Source organism: Spiractinospora alimapuensis (assembly GCF_018437505.1).
GTDB classification, from domain to species: domain Bacteria; phylum Actinomycetota; class Actinomycetes; order Streptosporangiales; family Streptosporangiaceae; genus Spiractinospora; species Spiractinospora alimapuensis.
The window spans coordinates 2,002,362-2,026,538 of the sequence record NZ_CP072467.1 but is presented as its reverse complement, the minus strand read 5'-3'; the positions used below and the strand labels follow the sequence as shown (position 1 = coordinate 2,026,538).

Genomic DNA, 24,177 nt, shown 5'->3' with positions numbered 1-24,177 from the left:
ATGGCCGGCGTCGGTCCGTGTGCCGCCGATGAGCCGTCCGCAGTGCTCTATTGGATGGGATACGAGATCTGCCTGAGGTGCGGGGAATCCTACTGCTGAAAGCATCGTACTTCGCGTGGTTGCGTCTATCGCATCCAAATGGTATTCGGTACTTCGGCGAGAGCAGTGAGTATGGCAGGGACTTCCATTCCGTGAGTCACCGAGCGGAAGTCCATATTGGCGAACAGGGGTTGTCATGTCAGTGGTTGGTGCGAACGCAGGGAAAGCGTATGAGCGGGGGGCTGAGGGGGTTACGGTGGCGGAGACGTTCACCGATGTGGTGAGCCGGTTCCGGACAGTGACCGAAGAACTGGCGGATGCGCTGGACGGTCCGTTCATTGAGGACAGGGTGGCGTTCAAGCAAGCTTACGAGGAATTCGGCGCAACGTACGTGGACAAGATGCGCGATGTCCAGGAGCACGGGAGTCGTCTGTCGGGGAATGTCCAGGCCGGTGCAATTGAGGTGTCGCGAACAGACAGTGACTCTGCGCAAGACTATTGGAATCCAGAACAGGGAAGACCGGTACCCGAAACTGAATGGCGGCCGAGCGAAGAGCATTACGACTATGTGCAACGGCAGATCAATGAAAGCATAGACGAGCGTTATGTTCCAGACGGCCAATGAGGAACTGATGTTTTTCATTCGATCGCGCGTCCCATGGGTGTTGGAAGGCGGGTGAGGGAAGGTCGCGCATGTCGTAAACCGCGCCGCCTGCTTGTCGTAGTGAAGATCCATTGTTCTATTTGTCTTTAGGTGCACTGTCGAGAGGTTGAGCTCATGGAAGATGCGCAGGCGGGATTTGCTGCGGGGGCAGCGCTCGTTCCGCCGGAAAAGCCACGGCCGGGCTCAGAAGGGATTCGGGAGAAAGCCGAAGGCCTGTGGAATATCGCCGGCGTCATAACCGGAAATTCTGGAGATCTACGTACTGTTTTCACGTCGATGGCGATTCAGTTTAGCGATGTTGTGCGAGACGACATTGCGAACGAGGCAGATTATGATGAATCAAAGTGGCAGGAAGCCGCATTGGTTCTTGCGTTCGGAGCCGCGATCGCCGATGAATGGGCAGATGAAGTCCGGGATTATGAGAACAGAGTGGAGCAAATATACGATGCGTATAAACGTCAATTGGAGGAGTTTCGCGAGGGGCAGTACTTAGAATACTCACAACATCGCGATAGTGAAGGCACTGGCCCCGATGGTTCGATCATGAATTACGAGCTCCCGAGTGTGATGCTTGGTGAGTTTCAAGAGTGGAGAATGCAGCGAATTCAACAAATCGTCGCTGAGTACACGGAAGCGCTGAAATCTCCACGGAGTGATCTGCTTGAGAGTGGCGAGTTAAGTGTTCATAAACTCAATCAAGGGCCCGAGCACGATCTCGTGGTGCGTCAACTGGTGGATTCAGGGCACTTGGGTTGGGCAGCCTATAACATTCACGGCCCAGAAGGTAATTCCCCATTGCCGGTCAACGAAGAATACGGCAGGCACGACGCGGCAGACTTGCAGGCGTACATCAATGGAGATCGGCCCTTGGACGCTCGTTATCACGAGATTCTCGCCACGGTGATCGCCATCTCTGCCAAAGCCAAACATCTACAGTCCGAAAGCGACGGAGCGGGGGATTATCTACGCGCGGAGGAACTCAAATATCTTCGAGCGTTCTATGCCACGATAGATGACACGATGCCCGGTGGAGTCATTGGGTTACCGGGTTCTTTCTATGAAGGAGGAATGACTGAAAATTGGGACCACGACGAGATCGACGAATTTCTCGGTGTTATGGGGACCGGGATGCTCGTGCTGTCGAATGAGGAGGTCGGGGGTCGGTACTTGGATCTTCCTGAATCGGTGCGCGACGTCGTCGAAAGCCAGGAAGTGTCACCTGGAGCGAATGACCGTAGCCACATTCGCTGGGTCCAGGACGCCGCATCATTGAACGGGTTCTTGCATCGTGCTGACTCAGAGCTGAGAGGGGGAAAGACCTTCTCCGCGAATCTGACCACGAGCATCGGTCATAACTTGAATTCATTTGATAATGATGATCCGGTGTGGGGGGAAACGCTTTCAATGCTGTTGGAGGTTTCTACCCGCAATGATGATGCTAATTTTGAAATTTTGAGTGGCGAGCATGATCACCCCGTCTTTGCTGAGAACGCGAATGCTCTGAAAGGACTCTTTGCGTACGACTGGGCGGACAATGGTGAATCTGTTTCCGCGTTGCTGGACTGGATTCCGGAAGCGGCCGAAAGCGAAGACCCCGACGCGCGGAGTCGCGCGCAAACTGCATCACTCGGACTTATTCAGATGCTCACCGAGAACGATGATCGAATGGCTGCACTTCGCGACACCGGGGTCTCGGTCCCGCTCGCGAATGGTGAGACAGTCGACAGTGCTGCGTTTACACTCCTCAACCCGGCGCTCTCGGCGAGCATCACAGATATTGCCACCACTTATCTGTTCGATCTGAGTCTTCCCGGTCCAACTGACGGCCAGATGGATGGATCGTCAGTATACGAGATCCTTTCAAACCCTGACGTGGCTGATCGGGAATTGCTGCTCGTGGATCTAGAGAGTCGACAACAGTTCTTCAGTATGCTCATGGCCGATGATGCCTCTGCGGCGCACCTGTACACGACTCTTAATCATCTTGATGCGGCTGGAGTCCATCCGCTCATGGCGGACGACGGAGCGCTGGAGTCTGCTGGCCAGCAACGAGGCACACTTCGCGGGTTGTTCGATTCGGCGTTGCGCCTCGAATCACTGAACCGTACAGAGCAGGATTTGTACAATCAGGGTGACACGGAAATGCGTGACAGAATATTCGGGGATTTGCGTACCGCAGCCTTCGCCGCAACAGGATTTGCGAAGCATCCGGCGGCGGTAGCAGGAACATTCTTCCTGACGGGTGTCGGGTTCCACGAGTACGATCTGCGGTATCAGCAAGACGACCTTAGCCCAGACTATCAGTCTATCTCCGGCATTGGTGTTAATGATCCGAATAGTCCATTTGCGCCAAATGAATACGGTCGGACTATGCATCCGGCGGATTTAGAATATAAGACGAGGTTGGACATGTTGGACTGGCAGGTTCGATCCAACTGCTTGAGTATCGACGATGTGCGTGCGGTGGATGAACGGCTTGTTGCTGAGGATGGCGAATCTGTGATCGGCTACTCCGAGTTTGACCGCACTGATCGAGATTTGGACGCCCGCGCTGATGCTCCCTCGGTGAACCGTAGCCTTGGTTTGCTGTTGGATGATGTTGATTCCGCTCATCCGGTAGTTAGTCTTTCTAATACGGCTGGGAATGAAGCCGATTCCTTCACGGATGCCTATGTTCGTAATTATGAGGAGGTGTTCAGTCGAACTACCCCTGATATCACCCTCGATGAAGCTGAAGAATACTGGCAATCTAAGGATCATGGGAGATCCTAGGCGCTGACGGTAGGTAAGTTTTTTCGTAATTTGAAGTCGAAGGTCATTTGGTCGAAACAGAAGGAGTGTTAGTGTCCGATCCTGGGCTAATTGGCGTCAAAGCGGACCTCGCCCGCTCTACCAGCAATGCTGGTGAAACCCTCGCCGAGTCTCTCTCCGATGTCGTGAGCAGGTTCGACATGGCGACTGAGGATCTGGCGTCGTCTCTGCATGGGCCGTTTGGGGGGCGGAGGAGTGCGCTGCAGGGGGCGTATCGATCCTTCGCTGAGAAGCATGTTGGCCAGATGTGGCAAATCCAGGAGCACGGGCGTCGGCTGGCGGGGAATGTGCGGGCCGGTGCCGAGCAGGCGTGTGCGACGGATCAGGAGTCGGCTGCGTTCTATCGGAGTGCGGGTGACCTTCCGGAGGTGAGGGACCCCATCGCGACCGAGGATTACTACACGATGGACCGATGGGTCAATCGGGCCTAACCGGCATACAGCCCCGAAACGTACGATGTGTGCGAACCAGGGCGGAGCGAGGGAGCGGACTGGATGCGCGCTGTGGGTGCGGAGGGTGAGGCCGGGGACATCGCTGCACCGGAGCCGGCGGAGCCTGGGGCGGAGGCCATCCGGGAGAAGGCCGACGCGTTGTGGGACCTCGTGGGCGTGGTCACCGGCAACGCGGGGGATATGCGGGCCGCGTTCTCCTCGATGGCCACCACCTTCAGCGAGGTCGTGAGCGCGGACATTACCCGGGAGGCCGACTACGACGAGGCGACCTGGGGGCGGGCCGCGTTCACCTTGGCGTTCGCCGCGGAGATCGCGCACCAGTGGGCCGACGACGTCGAGACCTACGACCAAGAGAGACTCGCGCTCTTCGAGTCGGTCCAGCGCAGGTTGACCATGTTCCGGGCGAACGCCCCGCGGCTGTACCAGATGGAGACGGGCCAGTCCCCCTATGTAGAGGGGATGAGCCCCATCCCCTCGCTGCCGGTGGGAGGACCCGTGCTGGCGGCGACCGCCGCACCGGCCATCGGCACCGTCTCCGACACCGAGCACGACGAAGGGTTCTACAACCCGCGGTCCTTCGGCACCCCGACCGAGGCGTACCTGGCCTGGCGACAGGAACGTGTGCGCCAGATCGTCGCGGAGTACCACTCCGAGGCGGAGACGTTCCAGGAACAGTTGGTGGAGACGGGCGAGGACCGGGCTCGGACACTGGAGGCCGGGCCCGACGACGAACTCGCCGTGCGGCAGTTGATCGAGGCGGGCTATCTCGGCTGGTCCGCGTTCAACATGCTCGGCGCCGAGTCCAATCCGCCACTGCCGTTGAACGGAGCGGACGGACGGGCGTGGGCGGGGGAGCTGGAGGCCTACCTCAAGGGGATCCGTCCTCCCGACGCGCGACTCGGTGAGATCCTCACCGCCGTCTCCGCCATCGGGGCCGAGGCCAAGGCCCTCCAACCGGCCACCACGGGCCAGAGTTGGGACCCGGCCGCGGCGGAGAACCTGGCCCCGTCCGGGGACACGGCGCTGCACCGCAGCGAGATCGACTTCCTCAGCAACCTCCTGGGCGACCTGGACGGGTTCGCGGCGGAGCCGGACGCGGACGGGCAGGAAGCCGGCACCATTCTCGACCTCCCGGAGATGGTGTCGGTCGACACCGACACCTCGATGGGTGAGGACGGCCAGGCTGGACTCGACCCAGGTCAGGCGAACGACATCGTGGGCGCCCTGGGCGACAGCATGCTCATGGTCTCCAACGAGAACCTGGGCGGCGGCTACGATCGCCTCCCCGACAGCGTCCGCGCCGTGGCAGAGGGGAGTGCGGCCCCGACTCCGATAGACGCCGGGGAAGGTGCGGGAAACCCGGCCGGTTGGCTGCAGAGCGCGGGGCTGCTCAACGCCTTCCTCAGTCAGGCCGACGCACAGCTTCGCGGCGGGCGTGAGTTCTCGGGCAACCTCCTCGCCAGTGCGGGCCACCACCTCAGCGAAGCGGACACAGCGCGGACAGCGGATCCCACTCTCGCGTCAGTGGTCGAGGTGGCGACCCGGAACACGGAGGCGAGCTACTCGCTGCTCACCGACCAGCACTCTCAGCCGAGCACCCCCACTCCCGGAGGCAACGCCGACGCCCTCACGAGCCTCTACGCCCACGACTGGCCCGACGACGGGCGCGCCGTGGCGGGCCTGACGAACTGGATCCCCGCGGCCGCCAGCAGCGACGATCCCGTGGCGCAGGCGCGCGCCCAGGAGAGCGCGCTCGGCCTCGTACACATGCTCACCGGGAGCGACGAACGACTCGCGGCCCTGGGCGACGGAGGGCAACCCCACCCGAACGGTGACTCCCCACCGCGCGCTGGCTTCGCGGAGGTCAACCCCGCGCTCGCCTCCAGCCTCACCAGCTCCGTGTTGCCCTACCTCGACACGCTCCGCGCCGCCGACCCAACCACCGTGTCCGACGCCGGACAGTCCGTCAGCCACCCTGATCCCGGACGTGTCGAGCGGTTGATCGATCTCCTGGCGGCCGATCCGGCGTCGGCCGAACGCCTCCGCGCGAGCGTGGACGAGGCCACCAGCGCCGCACCGGCCCCCACGTCCCCAACCCAATAGCGACAGGGGTTCCGTCGGCTTCCGCTCGTCCGGGCTTCGACCGTCGTTCCCCCTCCGTTCATCGCCTCGCCCTAGCGTCGTCAGCTCGGAGTAACGGCACCGGGGTGAAGGGGGACGCTGTGCTGCTGGGGGTCAATCCACAGAGCGCTGACCAGAGAGGGGCGGAGGCGGAGCGCCTCTCCGACACGTTCACCGACCTCGCGTGCGACTTCGCGACCCTCGTCTGCCAGACGGAGGACGCAGCCGCCGAACCGCTGTGTCAGGCCGGCTATCCCGACTTTCTCGACATCGCCCGTTCTCGGATGTGTGAGGTCCAGGAGCACGGATCCGCGCTCGGTGGCAATGTGCGGGGAGCCGCGAGCATCTCCGGCGAAACCGACAGCGACTCCGCGGAGGACTTCGCCGGCGTTCGGGCCGAGATCGCTGCGCGGATCGAGGGAAGCACCTACGCCTACACCACGGTGGGCGACGCGGCGCAGCGTGCGGGGTACGCCGAAACACCCGAGACACCGTGAGCCGATTCAGCCCGGAGACGACCAGCGCCGACTCCGAGACGATCCGTGAGTGCGCCCAGGACCTCTACGCCTTCGTCGGGCGCATCCTCGGCCGGGCCGGCGACGTGAAGGCCGCCTTCGACTCCTCGGCGGCGGAGTTCAGCGACCTGGTCGCCGACTCCATCAGCGGCGAGGCGTCTTACAACCGCACGGCGTGGCAGAACGCCAGCTTCCTCGCCGCCTACGCCGGCGGCGTCACTGAGGCGTGGGCGAACGACGTCGAGTGGTTCACCGGGCAGTTGGACGGGTTGCGAACGGAGTGGGAGGAGGCCCGGGACGACCACTACGGTGTCGCGCCGCCGGACGCGGACCAATCGGACCAGGGGGCGTGGCACCACTTCGAGCAGGCACGAGGCCACGCTCGCCAGCGTGTCCTGAACGGGTTGGACCAGCGGGCCGAGGAGGCCCGTGAGGAGTTCGAGCGTCGCGCGCGTGAACGCGCGTCCCAGCTCAGCGAAGGTCCCACCGAGGAGTCGGTCCGTGACCTGGTACGCGTGGACGGCGTTTTGGAGTGGGCGCCCAAGAACTTGGGCTGGACCGATCCTCCGCTCCCCCTGACCGAGGCGGACGGGGCGTCGATGGCCGAGGGCCTCGTTCCCTACCTGACCGGGGAGAAACCACTCGACGCGGAATACGCGGCGATGGTGGCCGCGCTGAACGCGGTGACCCACAAGGGGTGGCGGCACCAGACCTTCGGCACCGGCGAACTACCGCCCGAGGAGATGGACTTCCTGCGTTCGTTCTACGCGACGCTCGACAGCGGTCCGGTCAATCACCTCGGCCTTCCCCCGTTCCTGACATACGTGGATCGCATCGCCAACGGCGAGGATCACGGAGACTTCGCCTTCGTTGGGTCGGACCAGGACTCCAGACAGCTCCTCGGGGCCCTGGGCGACGGGTTGCTCATCCTCTCCGACGAGGACCTGGGCGGTGGGTGGGACGACCTCCCGACCAGCGTTCAGGCCGTGCTGAGCGGTCAGAACACGATGGAGTTCGACGGCGAGGAGTACACCTTCGTTCCCGCGTGGGAGAACCTCGCCGAACCGCTCGTGGACGTGTTCGAACACACCCACCCCGGCGTCAAGGGCGGGACCGAGTTCTCCGGGAACATGATCACTGTCTTGGGCGCTGCCACGGCGCCCAGCAACGCCCCGATACCGGACTCCACGCTCCTCGGTGACGGCGGCGCGGGAGCCCAAACCCTCCTGAACGTGGCGACCCGCAACTTCGAAGCCGACCACGCCGTGCTCACCGGAGCCCACGAGTCCCCGCACCAGGTCGACACCCAGACGGCGCTCCGCAATCTCTACTCCTTCGACTGGTCCGACGACGGGGAGGCGCTCAACGGCCTCACCAATTGGCTCAGGTTCGAGGAGAGCCAGACACTGGACCACCAGCGCGAGTTGGCGGCCGAGGCCATGGCCGGCCTCATCACCACCCTGACCGACGGCGAGTCCGGCACCTTTGACGACCTCGCGGGTAACCGAGAGATCGGGGGGAGACAGACCAACCTCGGCATGCTCAACCCAGAGGTCTCCCGTCACTTGGTGGAGCTCTCCGAGATCTACATGGACAGCTTCGCCGACGCGATCCGTGGCGGAGAGACGACCGCTGAGGGGGACGAGCTCCACATCAACACCGTGGACCGCGTACGGTTCTGGACGCTCGCCGCGGGGGACACCCTGGCCGTGCACGAGCTCAACACGGCGATCGAGACCTACCAGTCCCAGCGCCTCGCCGACCTGGTGGAGGGAGAGGACGGTCCCGCCGTGGTGGGCGGTGAGACCGGGATGCTGCGCGGCATCTACGACCGCGCGGCTCTCAGTGAGGCCGCGGCGAGGGAGAACTACGCCGCGGAGGACGCCGCGACGGCACAGAGCGACGGGCGGCGCGCCGTGCCCCTGGTGAGCGGTTCCGTCAAGGAGATCCTGAACAACATGATCGTCAAGGATCCCCGGGTCAAGACGTTGGTCGGCATCGGCAACGAGGTCGCGCGCTTCAGCAGGGACTGGGTCTGGTCCGGTTCCCCCGACGGGGAGGTCAACGACTTCTCCATTCGCGCGCCCGTTACCACGACGGAGACCGATATCGAGCTCGGAACGCTGCTGGCTCTCGCCGACGCCGCCGTCGCCGACGGTCAACTCGATCCCGATGACCTCCCCGTCTACACCGAGACCGCCGAGCTGGCCGCCGAGTACGACCAGCTCGCCGGTGAGGGCGACGCGGACGCCGTCCAAGCGGCAGAGGACCGGATCGACGACCTGGAACGCGAACTCCGCGACGAACTAAACGCAGCCCTTGGCGATGGCGGACTCGACATCCTGGACGAAGATTTGATCACCAACCAGCACAACGAGTGGTACCGGATCGTCGGAGATCCCGAGGGGCACGACGCCCAACGCTTCGCGGAGACCATTCTCAGCGGGAAACTCAAGCGTAACGAGCCCGCTAGTGGTTCGTATCTTCCGTAGTAGGAAGTGGCTCCGAAGGAGCGAGGCATCGCTCGCGTGGACACAGCACGCCCCGGCCTCGCTCGGCGCTGACGTGCATTGTGAGGTGGGAGCGGGAGTCAGTCCCCACCAATGGAGATCGTGGTCACGAGGTCATAGAGCCCCAGCGCCCACACTGAGGTGACGCACAGGGCGACGACGACCGCCACCTCGACCCCGTTGAGCAGCCGGCGCAGCGAGGCCCGAGGGACGTCGGTGAGCCGCACCCCGCTGAGGGAGGCGAGGAGGACGCCGAACGCCAACGACGCGGCGGGCAGCAGCGCGAGCGCGAGGGGTGAGGCGCCGCTGGCCGAGACCACGACCAAGGTGAGGCCGAGCACCCCGGCCATGCGGGTCACCAGTACGTGGGGGACCCGGTCGAAGAGGCGGGATCGCATCACGAGCAGGAGGGACACGAAGCCGGCGAGGAGCAGGTCGGCTCTTCCGACACCGGTGAAGGTGAGGGTGCCGACCGCCGCCAGCAGGGTGGCGGACACGCCGACGACGCTCCCCATCAGGATGCGGTCGCTGGAGAGGAGGGTCTCGTCGAACCGTTCGGTGTCGGCGTGACCCTGGTGGCGAACCTCGTAGTCCAGTCCGGAGAGCCCGCCCAGCACCAGCGCCATCCGCGGGAGACCACCGACGCCCAACACGAGCAACAGCGCCAGCGCCCGCAACGCCAGGGGCCCGTCGGCGAACAGGCCAACGACCACCAGGACGCCGACACACACCGTCATCACGCTCAGCGCCGCCAGGTAGGGCAGCGCGACCTCGTTGATCCACCACCCGGCCGCCGCGGCCGCCAGCGCGCCCGCCGCACCGAACGCCACCGGCACGATGGGGGCGATCGCCAGTCCCACGCTCAGTTGGATCACGGTGAGTGCCGAGGTGAGCGCCCCCCACCCGCAGGCCGCGATCACACACACATGGGCGACCCCGTCCATGGAGCGCCGGACCGCCGTCCACATCGCCACGAGTGCCACGACGAGGCCGAGCGAACCGACGATCAGGTCGAGCACACTGTGCCGAACGAGGGACGCGCCGAACGTGAGAGCCAACGGAGCCAGGACCGCCAGCACCAGGCCGAAGCCGAAGGTGGTGTCGGGGCGCCAGATCCACGCGTTGTCGTCGATCCGGTCCTCGACGGCTCCCCGCACGTCGTCCACGAAGGACGGCCGCTCCGGGGCGGTCAGGTTCCGCAGCATCAACACGTCGCCGTCGAGGACTCCGGAGTCGGCGAGGGACGTGTCCGCGGCCAAGACGTCGCCGCGCACGGTCGCGAGGTTCCACCCGCCCGGGTCGGTCCCCGCGGAGTCCGTGGCGCACACCCGGATCACCTGCGGCATGAGCGTCGACAACGGGACGCCGTCCGGGAGGATGAGGTCGGCCCACTTCTGGTCCCCGGTCACGGTGACTCGGCAGTATCCGGTCAACGGCCCACCTCGCGGCCACTGGCTGTCGCACGGTCCACGTCTGTGTTCAACGTGCCGACCTCATTCGGCAATCTGACGCCGATTGTGGCGCGTGGGGATCCCTGGGAACATCACAGTAACAGCGATGGACCGGGGCATCCGCACGGTTCCGGGACGAACGGGGGAACAGGGGATGACCACGACCCTGGTGCATCGACCGGCGCGCCACGCCGTGGAGGACCCGGGGGAGAGCCCGCTCGTCATCGCCACCCCGCCCCAGCTGCCCGAGAACCCGCCGGCGACGAGCTCCTCGGCGATGATCGTGATGCCGATCATCACCGGCTCCGGATCCCTGCTGATGACGATCACCTTCGGCAACCGTCCCCTGTACGCGGTCGCCGGTGTCCTGATCATGCTGGCGAGCGTGGCGGTGGGCATCGTCATGTTCCTCACCCAGCACAACGGCCCGCGTAAACGGATCCGCGAGCAGCGCGAACGCTATCTGGACTACCTGGACCACCTGCGGGAGACCGTGCGTGACGTGGCCTCGATCCAGCGCAGGGCCGCCGCCTTCCGGCACCCGCCCCCGCACCTGCTGGACGAGCCGGCCCGGCTCCCGGCACGCCGCTGGGAACGCCGCGCCTCCGACCCGGACTATCTCCATCTCAGGGTCGGGGAGGGGACGCGCCCGCTGGCGCGGACGCTGAGCCTCAACATCGACACCTCCAGTCCGCTCATCGTCTACGACCCTGTGTGTCAGGGCATCGCCGAACAGGTGGTCGAGCTCTACGCCACGGTCCCCGAACAGCCCCTCGTCGTGGGACTGCGCGACCTCGGCGTGGTGTCCATCGTCGGCGACCGTGCCGTCGCACGGGCGACCGCACGGTCAATGGCGGCCCAGCTCATGACCTTCTCCGCGCCCGAGGACGTACGTCTGGGCGTGGTGCGACACCCACGGCTCCTCGACGAGTGGGACTGGATGAAGTGGGTCCCCCACGGCGCGCTGGACGGATTGGACGACGGCCCGATCCCGGCGCGGCTGGTGGCACGCACCACGGTGGAGATGACGGAGCTTCTGTCCGCGGAGATCGAGCAGCGCACCATCGACATGCAGCGCCGCCGCAACAAGCCCCCGGGCCCGGGCACGCAGCGGCTCGTGATCATCGTGGACGGGGAACACCAGCCGACCCTCTCCGGGCTCTCCGCCGAACCCCCGGTGAGCTCCCTCGCCGACATCGGCATCCACGTGATCGTGCTCGCCGGCGACCGCCGGGAGGAGCCCAGCGAGGTCGACCTCAGACTGCTCGTCGACGCCGACGGCACCCTCACCGAGGACAGGGAGGGGCGTCCCGCGTCCGAGGCCGCGCCGGTCGCGTTGAAGGGCACCGCCGACCAAGCCAGCGTCGCCCAGATCGCGAGCCTGGCCCGCACCCTGTCCCCGCTGCGGCTCGCGGCGGTCGACGGGGGTGACAGCCTGCATTCCACGGTCGACCTCGGCGGCATCCTCGGCGTTCCCGACGTGGCGCGGTTGGACCCCCACGAGACCTGGAAGGAACGCGCGACGGGCGACTTCCTTCGGGTGCCGATCGGCATCGGCCCCACGGGCGGTGCGGTGTTGCTGGACCTCAAGGAGTCAGCGTTCGGCGGGATGGGGCCACACGGACTCGTCGTCGGCGCGACCGGCGCCGGCAAGTCCGAGATGCTGCGCACCCTGGTCGCCTCGCTCGTCATCGGTCACTCGCCGGAGCACCTGGCACTGCTGCTGGTGGACTTCAAGGGCGGCGCGACCTTCGCCGACACCGACCACCTGCCGCACAGCGCCGGACTGATCACCAACCTCGCCGACGACGACGGGCTGGTGTTCCGCTTCCGGGAGGCGATGTTCGGGGAACTGACCCGACGACAGCAGTTCCTGAAGGACATGGGCAACCTGCCCAACGTGCACGCCTACGACTCGCTGCGTGCCCGCCGTCCCGAGCTGGATCCGCTGCCGCACCTGCTCGTCATCATCGACGAGTTCTCCGAGCTGCTCACCGCCCACCCCGACTTCGCGGAGCTGTTCGTCGCGATCGGACGGATCGGCCGCTCCATCGGCGTGCACCTGCTGCTGGCCACACAACGCCTGGAGTCGGGAAAGATCAAGGGCCTGGAGTCCCACCTCTCCTACCGGATCGGCCTCCGCACGTTCTCGGAGGCGGAGAGTCGGGAGGCGATCGGTGTCGCCGACGCCTACCACCTTCCGCCCGAACCCGGCTCCGGATACCTGAAGGTCGACACCTCGGTCTTCGAGCGGTTCAAGGCCGCGATGGTGTCCCAGCCCTACGTTCCACCGGACGACGGACCCGTCGAGGAGTCACCGCCCGTCCTGCCGTTGATCTCCTACAACGGGCTCGGCGGCCTGCTTCGCAGCGAGGAACCGGACGAAGAGCAAGAGGAGGAACACTCAGAACCCGAGGTGAGCGACGAGACGCCGACCACGCTCCAGGTCGCGGTGCGACGGCTGGCCGGTGTGGGGGCCGCACCGGTGCGCCCCGTCTGGCTGCCACCGCTGCCGCGCGCCCAGTCACTGGACTCCCTGCTGGACCAGCTCGGAGAGGACCACACCGACGCCGACGGCACACCGGTGGAGCCGGATCCCGGTGAGGTGCGCGCCATCATCGGGCTGACCGACCGTCCACGGGAACAGAGCCAGGACGCCGCCGCCCTCGACTTCACCGGCGGGGAAAGCAACATCATCCTGCTGGGCGGACCCCAGTCGGGGAAGTCCACCGTGCTGCGCACCATGATCGCGAGCCTCGCGTATCGCTATCCGCCCGGCCGGGTCGCGATCTACGCCCTCGACTTCGGTGGTGGGACACTCAACCCCTTCGAGGAGCTCCCCCATGTGGCGGCCGTGGGGGACCGGTCCAACCCGGAGCGGATGCGACGCGTCCTGTCCGACCTGATCGTTCTGCTCGACCGGCGGGAGGCGACCTTCCGTCGGTACCGCCTGGACTCCCCGGCGGCCCTCCGCCACGCGCGCGCCGCCGGCACGGTGCCCGCCACCGTGTTCGGGGACGTCTTCCTGCTCGTCGACGGCTGGGCCGCGGTGCGGGAGAACATGGACGACGCCGACGAGTTCCTCGGCGACATCGTCTCCCGTGGCCCGTCGCTCGGGGTGCACACGGTGGTGAGTGGCTCCGCGAGCACGCAGGTGCGTAGCCGACTGCAGGCCCAGTTCGGCGGCCGGCTCGAACTCCGGCTCTCCGACCCGATGGACTCCCAGGTCAACCGGAAGGCCGCCGAGAAGGTCCCCAAGGACACCCCGGGCCGCGCCCTGCTCGCCGACGAGAGTCAAGTTCAGGTGGCGCTGCCCCGCCTGGATGGGTCCGCCGGCGACGACGACCTCGCCGACGGGGTGCGCGACACGATCCGCCGCATCGCCGACCGGTGGCCACAGCGCCCCGTCCCGCCGGTACGGGTCCTGCCCGGGCAGGTCGAGCTGGACCAACTGGTCGCCGCCCACCGGGGTCCCGGGATGGTGCTCGGGCTCGGGGAACGCGACCTCGCGCCGACCCTGTGGATCCCGGAGGAAGAGCCACACCTGGTCATCTACGGGGATCCGCAGACCGGCAAGAGCACCATGCTCCGCGGGTTGCTCCGTCAGATCGCGCGGCGCCCCGCCGCGGAGGTGGGCATCGTCCTCGTCGACTACCGGCGGGCCCACCTGGGCCTGCTCGACGAGGACTACGTTCTCGCCTACAGCACCAGTCCCGGCCACACCAACGCCGTGGCCAAGGAACTGGCCGGATCGGTCAAGGAACGCCTGCCCGGCCCCGACGTCACCCCCAAACAGCTCCGCGAGCGTAGCTGGTGGAAGGGCCTCGAGCTGTTCGTCGTCGTCGACGACATGGACCTCGTTGGCGGCCGCAACAACCCCCTCGCGCCCCTCGCCGAGTTCCTCACCCAGGGCAACGACCTGGGTCTCCACTTCATCACCGCGCGCCGTACGGGTGGGGCGGCCCGGTCCATGTTCGAACCCGTGGCCCAGACCCTCGCCGACATGGCCACCCCCGGAATCCTGTTCTCCGGCGACCGGATGGAAGGCCGGATCGCCAACGGCGTCGCCTCCCGCCGCCTCCCCCCAGGCCGCGCCCTCCTGGCGCGCCGTGGCCGACCCCCGGAGCAGGTCCAGGTGGCCTGGAGCGACCCGCCGGAGTAGGGGGGCGTGTGCGGGGGCTCCATCGCGTCGGGATCCCCCGCGGGCACTTGTGCTCGTGTCGCGGGGGCTCCAGCCCGGTGTGTCCTGGGCGTCGAGTGCCGGGCGATGCCGAGACCAATTCCTGGCCAGATGCAGGAGGGGGTCATCAACCTTCAGCGCTCCCCGGCGACGCCCTCCGTAGTTCTGGGCATGAGAGGTGCGCGGACGCGGGCAGGTTCCCTGCACGATCGCCGGTGTGGAGAGCCGAATCCCCGACGCGGTTATTCCAACCCGGGGTTACCACCACAGCGGCGATTTTCGTCGATCGCCGAACGATCACCAACCGCGCCGGTGTAGTCGACACAGACGAAGTTCGCCTCGAGGTACACCGGCCCGGCATACTGCGTGAAGTCTCCGTGATCCCACACAGCGTTGTCGCCACCGGTGTGCTGGAGACCAACGTCCATGTAGGTCCGGCCAGACACTGAACCAAACGTCATCGCGCAGTTGGTGCCGGTCGTGTCGTCCCACAGGAGATGGACGGTGCCAAGGCCGTCGGGGATCGTCAGCGACTCCAACCATTCATAGTTGGTTTCCCCGGAGCTCTCGCTGTTGCACACCTGCACCGCCTGTGCTTCGTCACCGTAGGCGGCGGTGTTCGCGCTCAGGACCAGGCCGGCAGTGACCACAGCGGTGGCACCCCACGTCAGCCAGCGTCGGACTCCCGTAGCCACCATCAGCCGTTCTCCTCGTTCCGTTCCACTCGATACTGTGCCGCTGATCGCCGTGCCGCTAGTTGCCGCGCCGCTAGTTAAAGTCGCGCACGCAGGACGTGGAACTCTTGGTGTTCGTCTCCGCCGGGCCGCCCGCTCCGACGGCGGTGACCGTGAACGCGTAACAGCGGCCGGCCCCGCGTTGGTAGGTGTGTGAGGTGTCGCCGCCGTTCACCGTGACCTCGTCCAGGGCCGCCGCGCCGTCGCCGTGGGGGGTCACCGTGTACTGGGTCGCGTGTTCCACCTCGGACCAGGTGACGGTCACCGAGCCGCCCTCCACCGAGAAGTCGACGCTGTCCGGCGCGCCCACTTCGGCCTCGCTCATGGTCAGGGGGTCGGAGATCGCGGACTCTCCCGCGGCGCCTCCCGCCGAGCGGGGGGTCACGGTGAACCGGTAGGTCTCGCCCGGTTCCAGCCCGTTCACGTCCACGGAGGTCCCGCCGCTGGTGCGGTCGGCGACGTTGCTCCCGCCGTCGGAGACGGTGGTGACCAGATAGTCGGAGGCGTTGTCGGACTCGTCCCAGGACACCGTCGCCCGTCCGACTCCCGACTCCTCCGCACTGACACCGGAGGCGGCCCCGGGTGCGTCGGATTCCGGTATCGCCTGGGACGACTGGGCCGCCGGACCGGTGCCGTACCGGTTGCTGCCCTGAACCCGGAAGACGTAGCCCACGCCGTTCTCCAGGTCGTCGATCTCCGTGCTCACCTCGTCCCCCGGAACGGTGGTGCTGCCCTCGTCCCAGGTGATGGTGTACTCGTCGACCGGCGCGTCGGGGGAGTGGGCGGCCGACCAGGAGAGTTCCACCGAGGAGTCTCCGGTGGTGTGTGAGACCGGTGCGGGCGCGCTGGGCGGTGATCCCTCGTCGTCGTTCGCCTCCGGTGAGGGAGACGGACTGGGCGACTCCCCTCCGTCGCCCCCCTCGGAACCGTTGCCCGGGTCCTCGTCGGATCCGGAGCCTCCCCCGTCGCCGGGCTCGGGCGAGCCGGTACTGGTCCCGGGGGAGGAGGGGACGACGGTGTCGCCCCCGTCGTAGCCCGTGCCCACAGCACCGTCCGTGCCGTCCGACTCCTCGGACTCCGACGCCCGGGAGCCGCCGGCCTCCTCCTCGCCCGGAGGCGGCGCGGACTTGTCGATGATGTTCGTCTGTCCGTCGCCGTTGACCACGGCCGCGACGCTGCTCTCCGGCGCGTTGATGAAGAGATGGTCCTCCCGCGCCTCCAGCTCCAACGGGCCCTCGGCGTCCGGTAGGGAGATGGGAGCCAGTTCCCGCCCGTTGGGTTGGTAGACGCGAACGGTGCCCTCCTGCTCGAACGGGGCGTAGATCCGCCCCTCGAACGGCACCGCGGTCCCCACCCCGGGGTGGTCAACGGAGAAGGAGTCGACCTCGGGCTCCTCAGCGGTGACGTCCACGGTGACGATGTCGCCGTTGCTGGGCACGGTCACGGCGGCGATCGCGCCGGTGGTGCGGTCGGGGGCCTCCGCGCCGTCCAGGGCCACCGGGGACCCGAGCGGTTCGGGGTCGCGGTCGGCGCCGGTGAGCACGAGTCGGTTACCGCCGCGGTCGTAGGCGAGCGCGCCACCGTCCAGGACGGTGACGTCGAGGTCACTGTCGGGGTCGGCCACGGTCGGCGTCTCGCCCAGCGTCGCCTCGTCGTCGGTGACGGTGATCCCGGCCAGTGCCCCCTGGGCGGGAACGCCCAGCCAGAGCGTCTCCTCCCGGTCGAAGGCGCCGCCCGTGAGCGGCGCGGGAAGGGTGATGGTGGGGCCGGTCGACTGCAGTGTGGCGGGGTCGACCGCCTTGACCTCGCCACGGGTGCGGTCGATGACGACGGCGGTCTCCTGGCCGAGCGCCACGTGGAAGTCGGTGCCCGCGCCCATCTCCAGCACGCCGGAGTAGCCCATGTCGGTGAGGTCCACGGAGGTTACCTTGCCGCTGGATTGGTCGCGGAGCAGGAGGTACTGGTCGTTCTGGGTGACCTCGACCTGTCCGCCCTCGCTCTCCGGCAGCGCGGCGGCCAGGTCAACACGAGCGTTGTGCGCGTTGACGCGTGTGGCCTCACCGGAGGCGTTCCACAGCCACGCGGAGCCGTCGGACATCTCGTCGGCACTGCCGGTCGCGCCAATTCCGAGCGCGGTGCTGACCACGGCCAAGCCGAGGACGCCCACCGTGATTCCGGCGGCACTGGACCGGAGCGCGCGTCCCATTCCGGCGAACCACTGTCGTCCCGTGGCGCGCGTGGGACCAGCACCATTTGGTCGCGTCGTGTGCCGTTGGGGGGTACCGGGGGGCACCATCCGCCGAACTCACCCCGTCTCGTCCGTGGGGAGCGAACCCCGTCGTGCCAGGCCCGCCGTGCAGGTGACCGGCGGCAGCCGCGGCGTTGATGCTCGAGCGTTTCTTACCTTATCGGGACGAAGCGCGCCATGGGGTCTCGGCCCGTCAGGTTTCTGGGGCGTGCTTCGGGGGCATTCGACGAACCGTTGGGACGCAATCCGCGATCGTTATGTGTTTCGGGATTGTGTGGGCCGGGTTGCGAGAATGTCACAAACCAATCGGGTGAATGGCGACGGAGAGTTGCCGTGCGGCAGACCGACTTACGTTGGATTGTCAGTTTATATGCGCCACTGCCCCGGTTTCTGGTAATCGTTGACGCTCCCTTCTGATCAATGATAAACAGCCCGGAAAAGGGTGTCCACGGTGTGGACACAGAGGGACGGGAGAATGATGGTTCGACGACGCGTATCCCCCGCGGGGGGCGCCCCGTTTCGGGGGCTCGCCGCCGCAGGCGCCGCCCTTCTCCTCGCTGGACTCCCCGCCGCGCCCGCGGTCGCCGACGAGGAATCCACTAGCGAGCACACCCTGACCATGGCGGTCAGTCAGGAGGTGGACACCCTCAACCCGTTCACCGCGATCCGGCTCATCAGTACCTCCGCGATGCGGTTGCAGTACAACTACCTGACGATGTACGACCCGGAATCCGACGAAGTGATTCCGGGCCTCGCCGAGGAATGGGCGCCGGGAGAAGACGAGGACGGCGAAGTCGACCCCTCGGTCTGGACCTACCAGCTCCGCGACGACGTGACTTTCAGTGACGGTGAGGCCTTCGACGCCGATGACGTGGTGTGGACTTTCAACACCATGAAGGAGGAAGAGGACGGCGCCAATACCGCGCTCGCCAACTATGTCAAGAATCTGGAGGAAGCCACCGCGCTGGGCGACCACGAGGTCCAGTTGACGTTCGACGAGCCGGTGGCGCTCGGTGAGCACATGCGTGTCCCCATCCTCCCGGAGCACGTGTGGTCGGAGATCGACGACCTCGCCGAGTTCACGCCGGCCGAGGAGGACGACTTCCCCGTGGTGGGCACCGGTCCCTTCGTGTTGACCGAGTACGTGCCCGGGCAACGACTCGTCTACGAGGCGAACGACGACTACTACGACGGCCGGCCCGCCTTCGACCGCGTCGTCATGGAGTACTACGACGAGCAGGACGCGCAGGTGGAGGCGTTGCGCAGCGGCGACGTCGACTTCATCCAGAGCCTGACCGCGGCACAGACCGAGGAGCTCTCCGGCGAGGGCGAGGGCAACATCGTGGTGAACGAGGGGCTGGGACGACGGTTCCTCGGGTTCACGATCAACCCTGGCGCCGAGGCCCGTAACGGCGACGAGATCGGGGACGGCCACCCCGCGCTCCAGGACAAGACCGTCCGCCAGGCCATCATGCACGCGATCGACAAGGAGGACCTCGTCGATCGGGTCTACGGCGGATACGCCGAACCCGCCGAGGGCAACATCCCCGCGCGGTTCGAGAACTTCTACTACGTTCCCGAGGGTGACGACCGCATCGACTTCGACCCGGAGGAGGCGGAGCGGATGCTGGACGACGCCGGGTACGAGATGGGCGATGACGGGGTCCGGGAGTCGCCCGACGGTGACCCGCTGGAGTTCCGCATGATCGTGCACCTTGACGATCCGGACCGGGTGCGCACCGGTGAGTCGATGGTGGAGTGGCTGGGCGACATCGGCATCGCGGTCGACCAGCAGAACGTCGACTCCGGCGAGGTCGGGGAGTACCTCGACGCCGGTGAGTACGACCTGATCTTCACCGGATGGTCCGTGAACCCCGACCCGGACAGCATCCTCGAACTGCACACCTGTGACGCCCGCCCCGCGGAGCCGGGTGACGGGATGTCCTCCGACTCCTGGTTCTGCGACGAGGAGTACGACGAGCTGTACGCCGCGCAGGGGGTGGAGGTCGACGCGGACGAACGCGCCGCGATCATCCAGGAGATGCAGGCCATCCTCTACGACGAGGCGGTCATGAACACGCTCGTCTACCCGCGCCAGGTCGAGGCCTACCGTAGTGACGTCATCGAGGAGGGGTCGATGACCCCGCACCCCGACCCCGGCGGCATCTTCTACGGCCAGGACGACATGTGGTCCTGGTGGACGGCGGAGCCGGCGGAGACGGACGCCGGCTCGGGGCTGTCCACGACCGCTCTGGTCGCCATCGGCGGGGCCGTCGTGGTGGTCGTGGCCGGTGTCGGATTCGTGCTGTGGCGTCGTTCGGCGACGGCTGGGGACCGCGAGTGACCGGAGCCTCGACCACCTCGAGCGGAGCAGCGTCCGTCCCGGTCGATGACCGGGACGGACGTCCCGGGTGGGGCGGAGTCGTCCGCTACGTCCTGCGCAGGATCGCTGGCGCGATCGTGTCCCTGTTCGCGTTGACCTCGCTGTCCTTCTTCCTTTTCCGCATCCTCCCCGGCGACCCGGTTCGGGCGATGGCCGCGGAGACCCCGATCGGCGCGGAACAACAGGAGGCGCTGCGCCAGCAGTTCGGGTTGGACAAGCCGCTGTGGCAGCAGTTCGTCGACTACTGCGTGAACCTCGCCCAGGGCGACCTGGGGGTGAGCTACCAGCGCAACCGCCCGGTCACCGAGATCATCGCCGACCACCTCGGGGCGACGCTCCTCCTCGCCGGCACCGGTACCGTCATCGCGGCGATGCTGGGCCTGTGGCTGGGCAGCCGCGCCGCGTGGCGGTACGGCTCCCGGTTCGACCGGTTGCAGACGGGGACCGCGATCGCCTTCTGGTCGGTCCCCACCTTCTGGCTCGGCCTGATCCTGTTGAGCCTGCTGGCGGCGGGCATCGGACCGCTGCCCAGCCTGTTCCCCACCGGAGGGATGAGCAGTGGTGGTGGGGGCGGTCCACTCGCCACGGCCCTGGACACCGCACACCACATGGTGCTGCCCGTGGCGACCATGGTCGCCGTCATCTACGCCCAGTACCTGATGATCATGCGGTCGTCCATGCTCGACGAACGCAGCTCGGACTACCTCGTGAGTGCCCGGGCCAAGGGGCTTCGGGACGCGCTGGTGCTCCGCCGGCACGCCATCCCCAACGCCCTGCTGCCCACGGTCACCCTCATCTTCCTCAACCTGGGGCAGGTGGTCGCCGGGTCGATCCTCGTGGAGACGGTGTTCTCCTGGCCGGGACTGGGCCGCGCCTTCTACACGGCGTTGCACGTTCCGGACCTCCCGCTCGTGCAAGGACTGTTCCTGTTCCTCTCCGCGGCCGTGATCTTCATGAACCTGATCGCTGACCTGATCTACCCGTTCCTCGACCCGCGAGTGCGGTCATGAGCGCGGAGGAGGTGGCGTCCGCTCCGCTCTCCCCCCGTGCCCTGGCGTGGCGGCGTCGCCGGGAGGCCCTGGCCGCCTTCTGGCGGAACTACCGGACGAACCGGGCCGGGATGATCGGGATGTTCCTGCTCGTCGTGATCGTGTTGACCGCGCTGACGACGCCGCTGTTCGTCCCGGAGACAGCCCTACGCGTCACGGACGCCGCCGGGGTACCGCGCCAACCGCCCAGTTGGGACTACCCACTGGGCACCGACGCCGACGGCCGGTCCCTGTGGCACCTACTGTTGTGGGGGGCCCGGATCTCGCTGCTCGTCGGGCTCCTCGCCACGCTCATCTCGGTGGGCCTGGGGTCGGTGATGGGGATCCTCGCGGGGCACTTCCGGGGGTGGACCGAGACCATCCTCATGCGCATCACCGACTGGTTCATCGTGCTTCCCATGTTGGTGATCGCCATCGCGCTGGCGGCCGTGCTCAGTCGGGACACCACGACCATCATCATCGCGATCGGGATGGCGGCCTGGCCCCCCACGGCCCGGGTCGTGCGCGCGCAGACCCTCGCCGTGGAGGCGCGTCCCTACATCGAACGCGCCAAGGCCCTCGGTGGCGGCCACTACCACATCATGACCCGGCATGTTCTGCCCAACGTCATGCCGATCGTGCTGGCACAGACCACGCTGATGGTCGCCTCGGCGATCATCGCCGAGGCGACGCTCGCCTTCCTCGGGCTCGGTGACCCCAACGTGGTGTCCTGGGGACGGATCCTGGAGGAGGCGCGCCGGGCCGGGGCGGTCAGCTCCGGACTGTGGTGGTACATCGTGCCGCCCGGGCTCGCGATCGCGGTGGTCGCGGTGTGCTTCACCCTGTGCGGCCGCGCGCTGGAGGGTGTGCTGAATCCCCGACTGAGGAGGTCGCGATGAGCTTCCTGGACGTTCGCGACCTGCACGTCACCTACCCCGGGGCCGGGGGTGGGGTGCCGGCCGTGCGCGGTGTGTCCCTCTCGGTCGACCGTGGCGAGAAGCTCGGCCTGGCCGGCGAGTCCGGCTGTGGGAAGAGCACCGTGGCACTGTCGCTGCTGCGCCTATTGCCGGCCGGGGTCGACATCAGCGGGGAGATCCGTCTGGGCGGCGAGGACGTGCTCGCCATGCGATGGGGGCAACTGCGCGCGGTGCGGTGGGTCCAGGCGTCGGTGGTGTTCCAGGGCGCGATGCACTCACTCAACCCGGTGCAACGCGTCGGGGACCAGATCGTCGAACCCATCCTGCTGCACGAACAGGCGACCCGCGGTCAGGCGGAGAAACGGGCCCGGGAGCTGCTGAGTGACGTGGGTCTGCCGGCGTCGCGAGCCCGGGCCTACCCGCACGAGCTCTCGGGCGGGCAACGGCAGCGCGTCATGATCGCGATGGCCTTGGCCTGCCGACCCGACCTGATCATCGCGGACGAGCCGACCACCGCCCTCGACGTCATGATCCAGGCGCAGATCCTGCGGTTGATCGAACAGTTGGTGGCCGAACAAGGAATCGCCATGGTGATGATCAGCCACGACCTGTCCGTTCTGGCCGCGACCTGCGACAGGCTCGCCGTCATGTACGCCGGGCGCATCGTGGAGGAGGGACCGGCGGACGCCGTCTTCCGTGGCGGCAGGCACCCCTACTCCTCAGCGCTCAGCGGGGCGTTCCCGCTCATCGGCGACGCCTCGTCGCGGCTCAGCCCGCGCGGGCTGCCGGGTGACCCACCCGACCCCGCGGACCTGCCCACCGGGTGCACCTTCCACCCCCGCTGCCCCGTCGCACTGGACCACTGCCGTGAACTGGACCCCCGACTGTGGACCGCTGGAGAGGAGTGGGAGGCGGCGTGCGTTCGGGTCCTCGCCGACCAGGGGGAGAGCCTCGTCCCGGACGGGAGTCGCGCCGCGCCTCCGAACTCCGACCCGCACGACAGGGGAAGATCGTCGGCTCCGGGTGAGGCAGTGCGGGGAGAGAAGGAGGCCAGCGATGACTGACGCCGTGACTCAGCCCGAGCGGGAGGAGACCCGTACGGCGCTCGCCGCGGACGGTGTGGTGAAGGAGTTCCGTGGCCGGGGCAACCGTCCCACCTCCCGTGCCGTGGACGGCGTGAACCTGGATGTGGCGCCCGGGGAGATCGTCGCGCTGGTCGGCGAGTCGGGGTGCGGGAAGACTACGCTCGCCCGCACACTCCTCGGGTTGGAGAAGCCCACCGGCGGTCGGGTCACCTTCCAGGGCGAGGAACTGGGCTACCGAGGTCGGGACCTGCGGGCGTTCCGGAAGCGCGTCCAACTGGTGCTGCAGGACCCCACGGGCTCCCTGAACCCGCGGCACACCGTGTACGAGGCCGTCGCCGAGGGACTCCGGATCCACCACGGCCTCCAGGCCGACGAGATCGACCAAGTGCGTGGGGCCCTGTCCCGAGCGGGCCTGCGCCCACCGGAACGGTTCTTCACCCGCTACCCCCACGAACTCTCCGGGGGACAGCGCCAACGCGTGGTCATCGCCGGAGCCCTGGTGCTGGACCCGGAGGTGATCGTGGCGGACGAACCCGTCGCCTCCCTCGACGCTTCGGTGCGCGGCGAGATCCTGGCCCTGCTGCTTCGACTCCGCGACGAACTGGGCCTGTCCGCCCTGGTCGTGACCCACGATCTGGGTCTGGCGTGGAACATCGCCGACCGGGTCGCGGTCATGTACCTGGGCCGCATCGTGGAGATCGGCACGGTGGAGGAGGTCCTGCGCGCGCCTCGGCACCCCTACACCCAGTCCCTGGTGTCCGTCCTCCCCGAGAGCGGGGCCACCACACCGGTGGTCCTCACGGGCGAACCCCCCGACGCCGCCCGAATCCCACCCGGGTGCCGGTTCCACCCCCGTTGCCCCGCCCTGTCCGGGGGAGAGGCACAGCGGGCGGGGGTCGACGACCGGTGCCGTGAGGAAGACCCGGCGATCCTCGGCGGAGGTCAGATCACCGACGTCGCGTGCCACCTGGCCCACGCCGCCCCCACCCCCTAACCCGCCCGCCGATCCCCCCATCAGGAACTCCCCACCCCCACCAAG

Annotated in this window: 14 protein-coding genes; 11 read left to right on the top strand and 3 right to left on the bottom strand. The window is 67.2% G+C overall.

The features are described from left to right. Nucleotides 1-295 precede the first annotated feature (295 nt). The 5 genes from J4H86_RS09295 to J4H86_RS09275 all read left to right on the top strand — a co-directional run bounded on the left by J4H86_RS09295 (nucleotide 296) and on the right by J4H86_RS09275 (nucleotide 9,094). On the top strand, nucleotides 296-664 hold the full coding sequence (locus J4H86_RS09295; protein ID WP_236543105.1) for a hypothetical protein: 369 nt from the start codon (nucleotides 296-298) through the stop codon (nucleotides 662-664). A 153-nt stretch (nucleotides 665-817) separates the two neighbouring features. Beyond that, nucleotides 818-3,475, top strand: coding sequence for a TPR repeat region-containing protein (locus J4H86_RS09290; RefSeq protein WP_236543104.1), 2,658 nt, complete (start codon nucleotides 818-820; stop codon nucleotides 3,473-3,475). Between the two features lie 533 nt (nucleotides 3,476-4,008). Continuing rightward, on the top strand, nucleotides 4,009-6,069 hold the full coding sequence (locus tag J4H86_RS09285) for a TPR repeat region-containing protein (RefSeq protein WP_236543103.1): 2,061 nt from the start codon (nucleotides 4,009-4,011) through the stop codon (nucleotides 6,067-6,069). Nucleotides 6,070-6,173: 104 nt separating this feature from the next. Next, nucleotides 6,174-6,584: a hypothetical protein gene (locus J4H86_RS09280; protein ID WP_236543102.1), complete on the top strand. Its 411-nt coding sequence runs from the start codon at nucleotides 6,174-6,176 to the stop codon at nucleotides 6,582-6,584. After that, nucleotides 6,581-9,094: a TPR repeat region-containing protein gene (locus J4H86_RS09275; RefSeq protein ID WP_236543101.1), complete on the top strand. Its 2,514-nt coding sequence runs from the start codon at nucleotides 6,581-6,583 to the stop codon at nucleotides 9,092-9,094. Before J4H86_RS09280 ends, J4H86_RS09275 begins: the two co-directional genes overlap by 4 nt. 98 nt (nucleotides 9,095-9,192) lie before the next feature. Here the strand turns inward: J4H86_RS09275 and J4H86_RS09270 are convergent, their stop codons facing one another. Further along, complete coding sequence (locus J4H86_RS09270; protein WP_236543100.1) at nucleotides 9,193-10,545, bottom strand: EsaB/YukD family protein; 1,353 nt, start codon at nucleotides 10,543-10,545, stop codon at nucleotides 9,193-9,195. Between the two features lie 295 nt (nucleotides 10,546-10,840). Between J4H86_RS09270 and eccCa the strand changes: the two genes are divergently transcribed. Further along, nucleotides 10,841-14,725 carry a type VII secretion protein EccCa gene (eccCa, locus tag J4H86_RS09265; RefSeq protein ID WP_236543960.1) on the top strand — a complete coding sequence of 1,295 codons (3,885 nt, stop codon included), beginning with the start codon at nucleotides 10,841-10,843 and terminating at the stop codon, nucleotides 14,723-14,725. Nucleotides 14,726-14,985: 260 nt separating this feature from the next. Here eccCa and J4H86_RS09260 read toward each other — a convergent pair whose 3' ends face one another. Further along, nucleotides 14,986-15,393: a spore-associated protein gene (locus tag J4H86_RS09260; protein ID WP_236543099.1), complete on the bottom strand. Its 408-nt coding sequence runs from the start codon at nucleotides 15,391-15,393 to the stop codon at nucleotides 14,986-14,988. 118 nt (nucleotides 15,394-15,511) lie between these two features. Continuing rightward, on the bottom strand, nucleotides 15,512-17,683 hold the full coding sequence (locus J4H86_RS09255; protein ID WP_236543098.1) for a fibronectin type III domain-containing protein: 2,172 nt from the start codon (nucleotides 17,681-17,683) through the stop codon (nucleotides 15,512-15,514). 517 nt (nucleotides 17,684-18,200) lie between these two features. Between J4H86_RS09255 and J4H86_RS09250 the strand changes: the two genes are divergently transcribed. Genes J4H86_RS09250 through J4H86_RS09230 form a run of 5 tightly spaced genes read left to right on the top strand, consistent with a single transcriptional unit; the run spans nucleotide 18,201 to nucleotide 24,132 of the window. Continuing rightward, nucleotides 18,201-20,069: an ABC transporter substrate-binding protein gene (locus J4H86_RS09250; RefSeq protein WP_236543097.1), complete on the top strand. Its 1,869-nt coding sequence runs from the start codon at nucleotides 18,201-18,203 to the stop codon at nucleotides 20,067-20,069. Then, entirely contained in the window at nucleotides 20,066-21,118 is a 1,053-nt protein-coding gene (locus J4H86_RS09245; RefSeq protein ID WP_236543096.1) for an ABC transporter permease, read from the top strand. The genes J4H86_RS09250 and J4H86_RS09245 overlap by 4 nt, the downstream gene beginning before the upstream one ends. Then, nucleotides 21,115-22,035 carry an ABC transporter permease gene (locus J4H86_RS09240; RefSeq protein WP_236543095.1) on the top strand — a complete coding sequence of 307 codons (921 nt, stop codon included), beginning with the start codon at nucleotides 21,115-21,117 and terminating at the stop codon, nucleotides 22,033-22,035. Before J4H86_RS09245 ends, J4H86_RS09240 begins: the two co-directional genes overlap by 4 nt. Further along, nucleotides 22,032-23,117, top strand: a complete 1,086-nt coding sequence (locus J4H86_RS09235) for an ABC transporter ATP-binding protein (RefSeq protein WP_236543094.1) — start codon at nucleotides 22,032-22,034, stop codon at nucleotides 23,115-23,117. Before J4H86_RS09240 ends, J4H86_RS09235 begins: the two co-directional genes overlap by 4 nt. Further along, nucleotides 23,110-24,132: an ABC transporter ATP-binding protein gene (locus tag J4H86_RS09230; RefSeq protein ID WP_236543093.1), complete on the top strand. Its 1,023-nt coding sequence runs from the start codon at nucleotides 23,110-23,112 to the stop codon at nucleotides 24,130-24,132. Before J4H86_RS09235 ends, J4H86_RS09230 begins: the two co-directional genes overlap by 8 nt. Nucleotides 24,133-24,177: the final 45 nt, after the last annotated feature.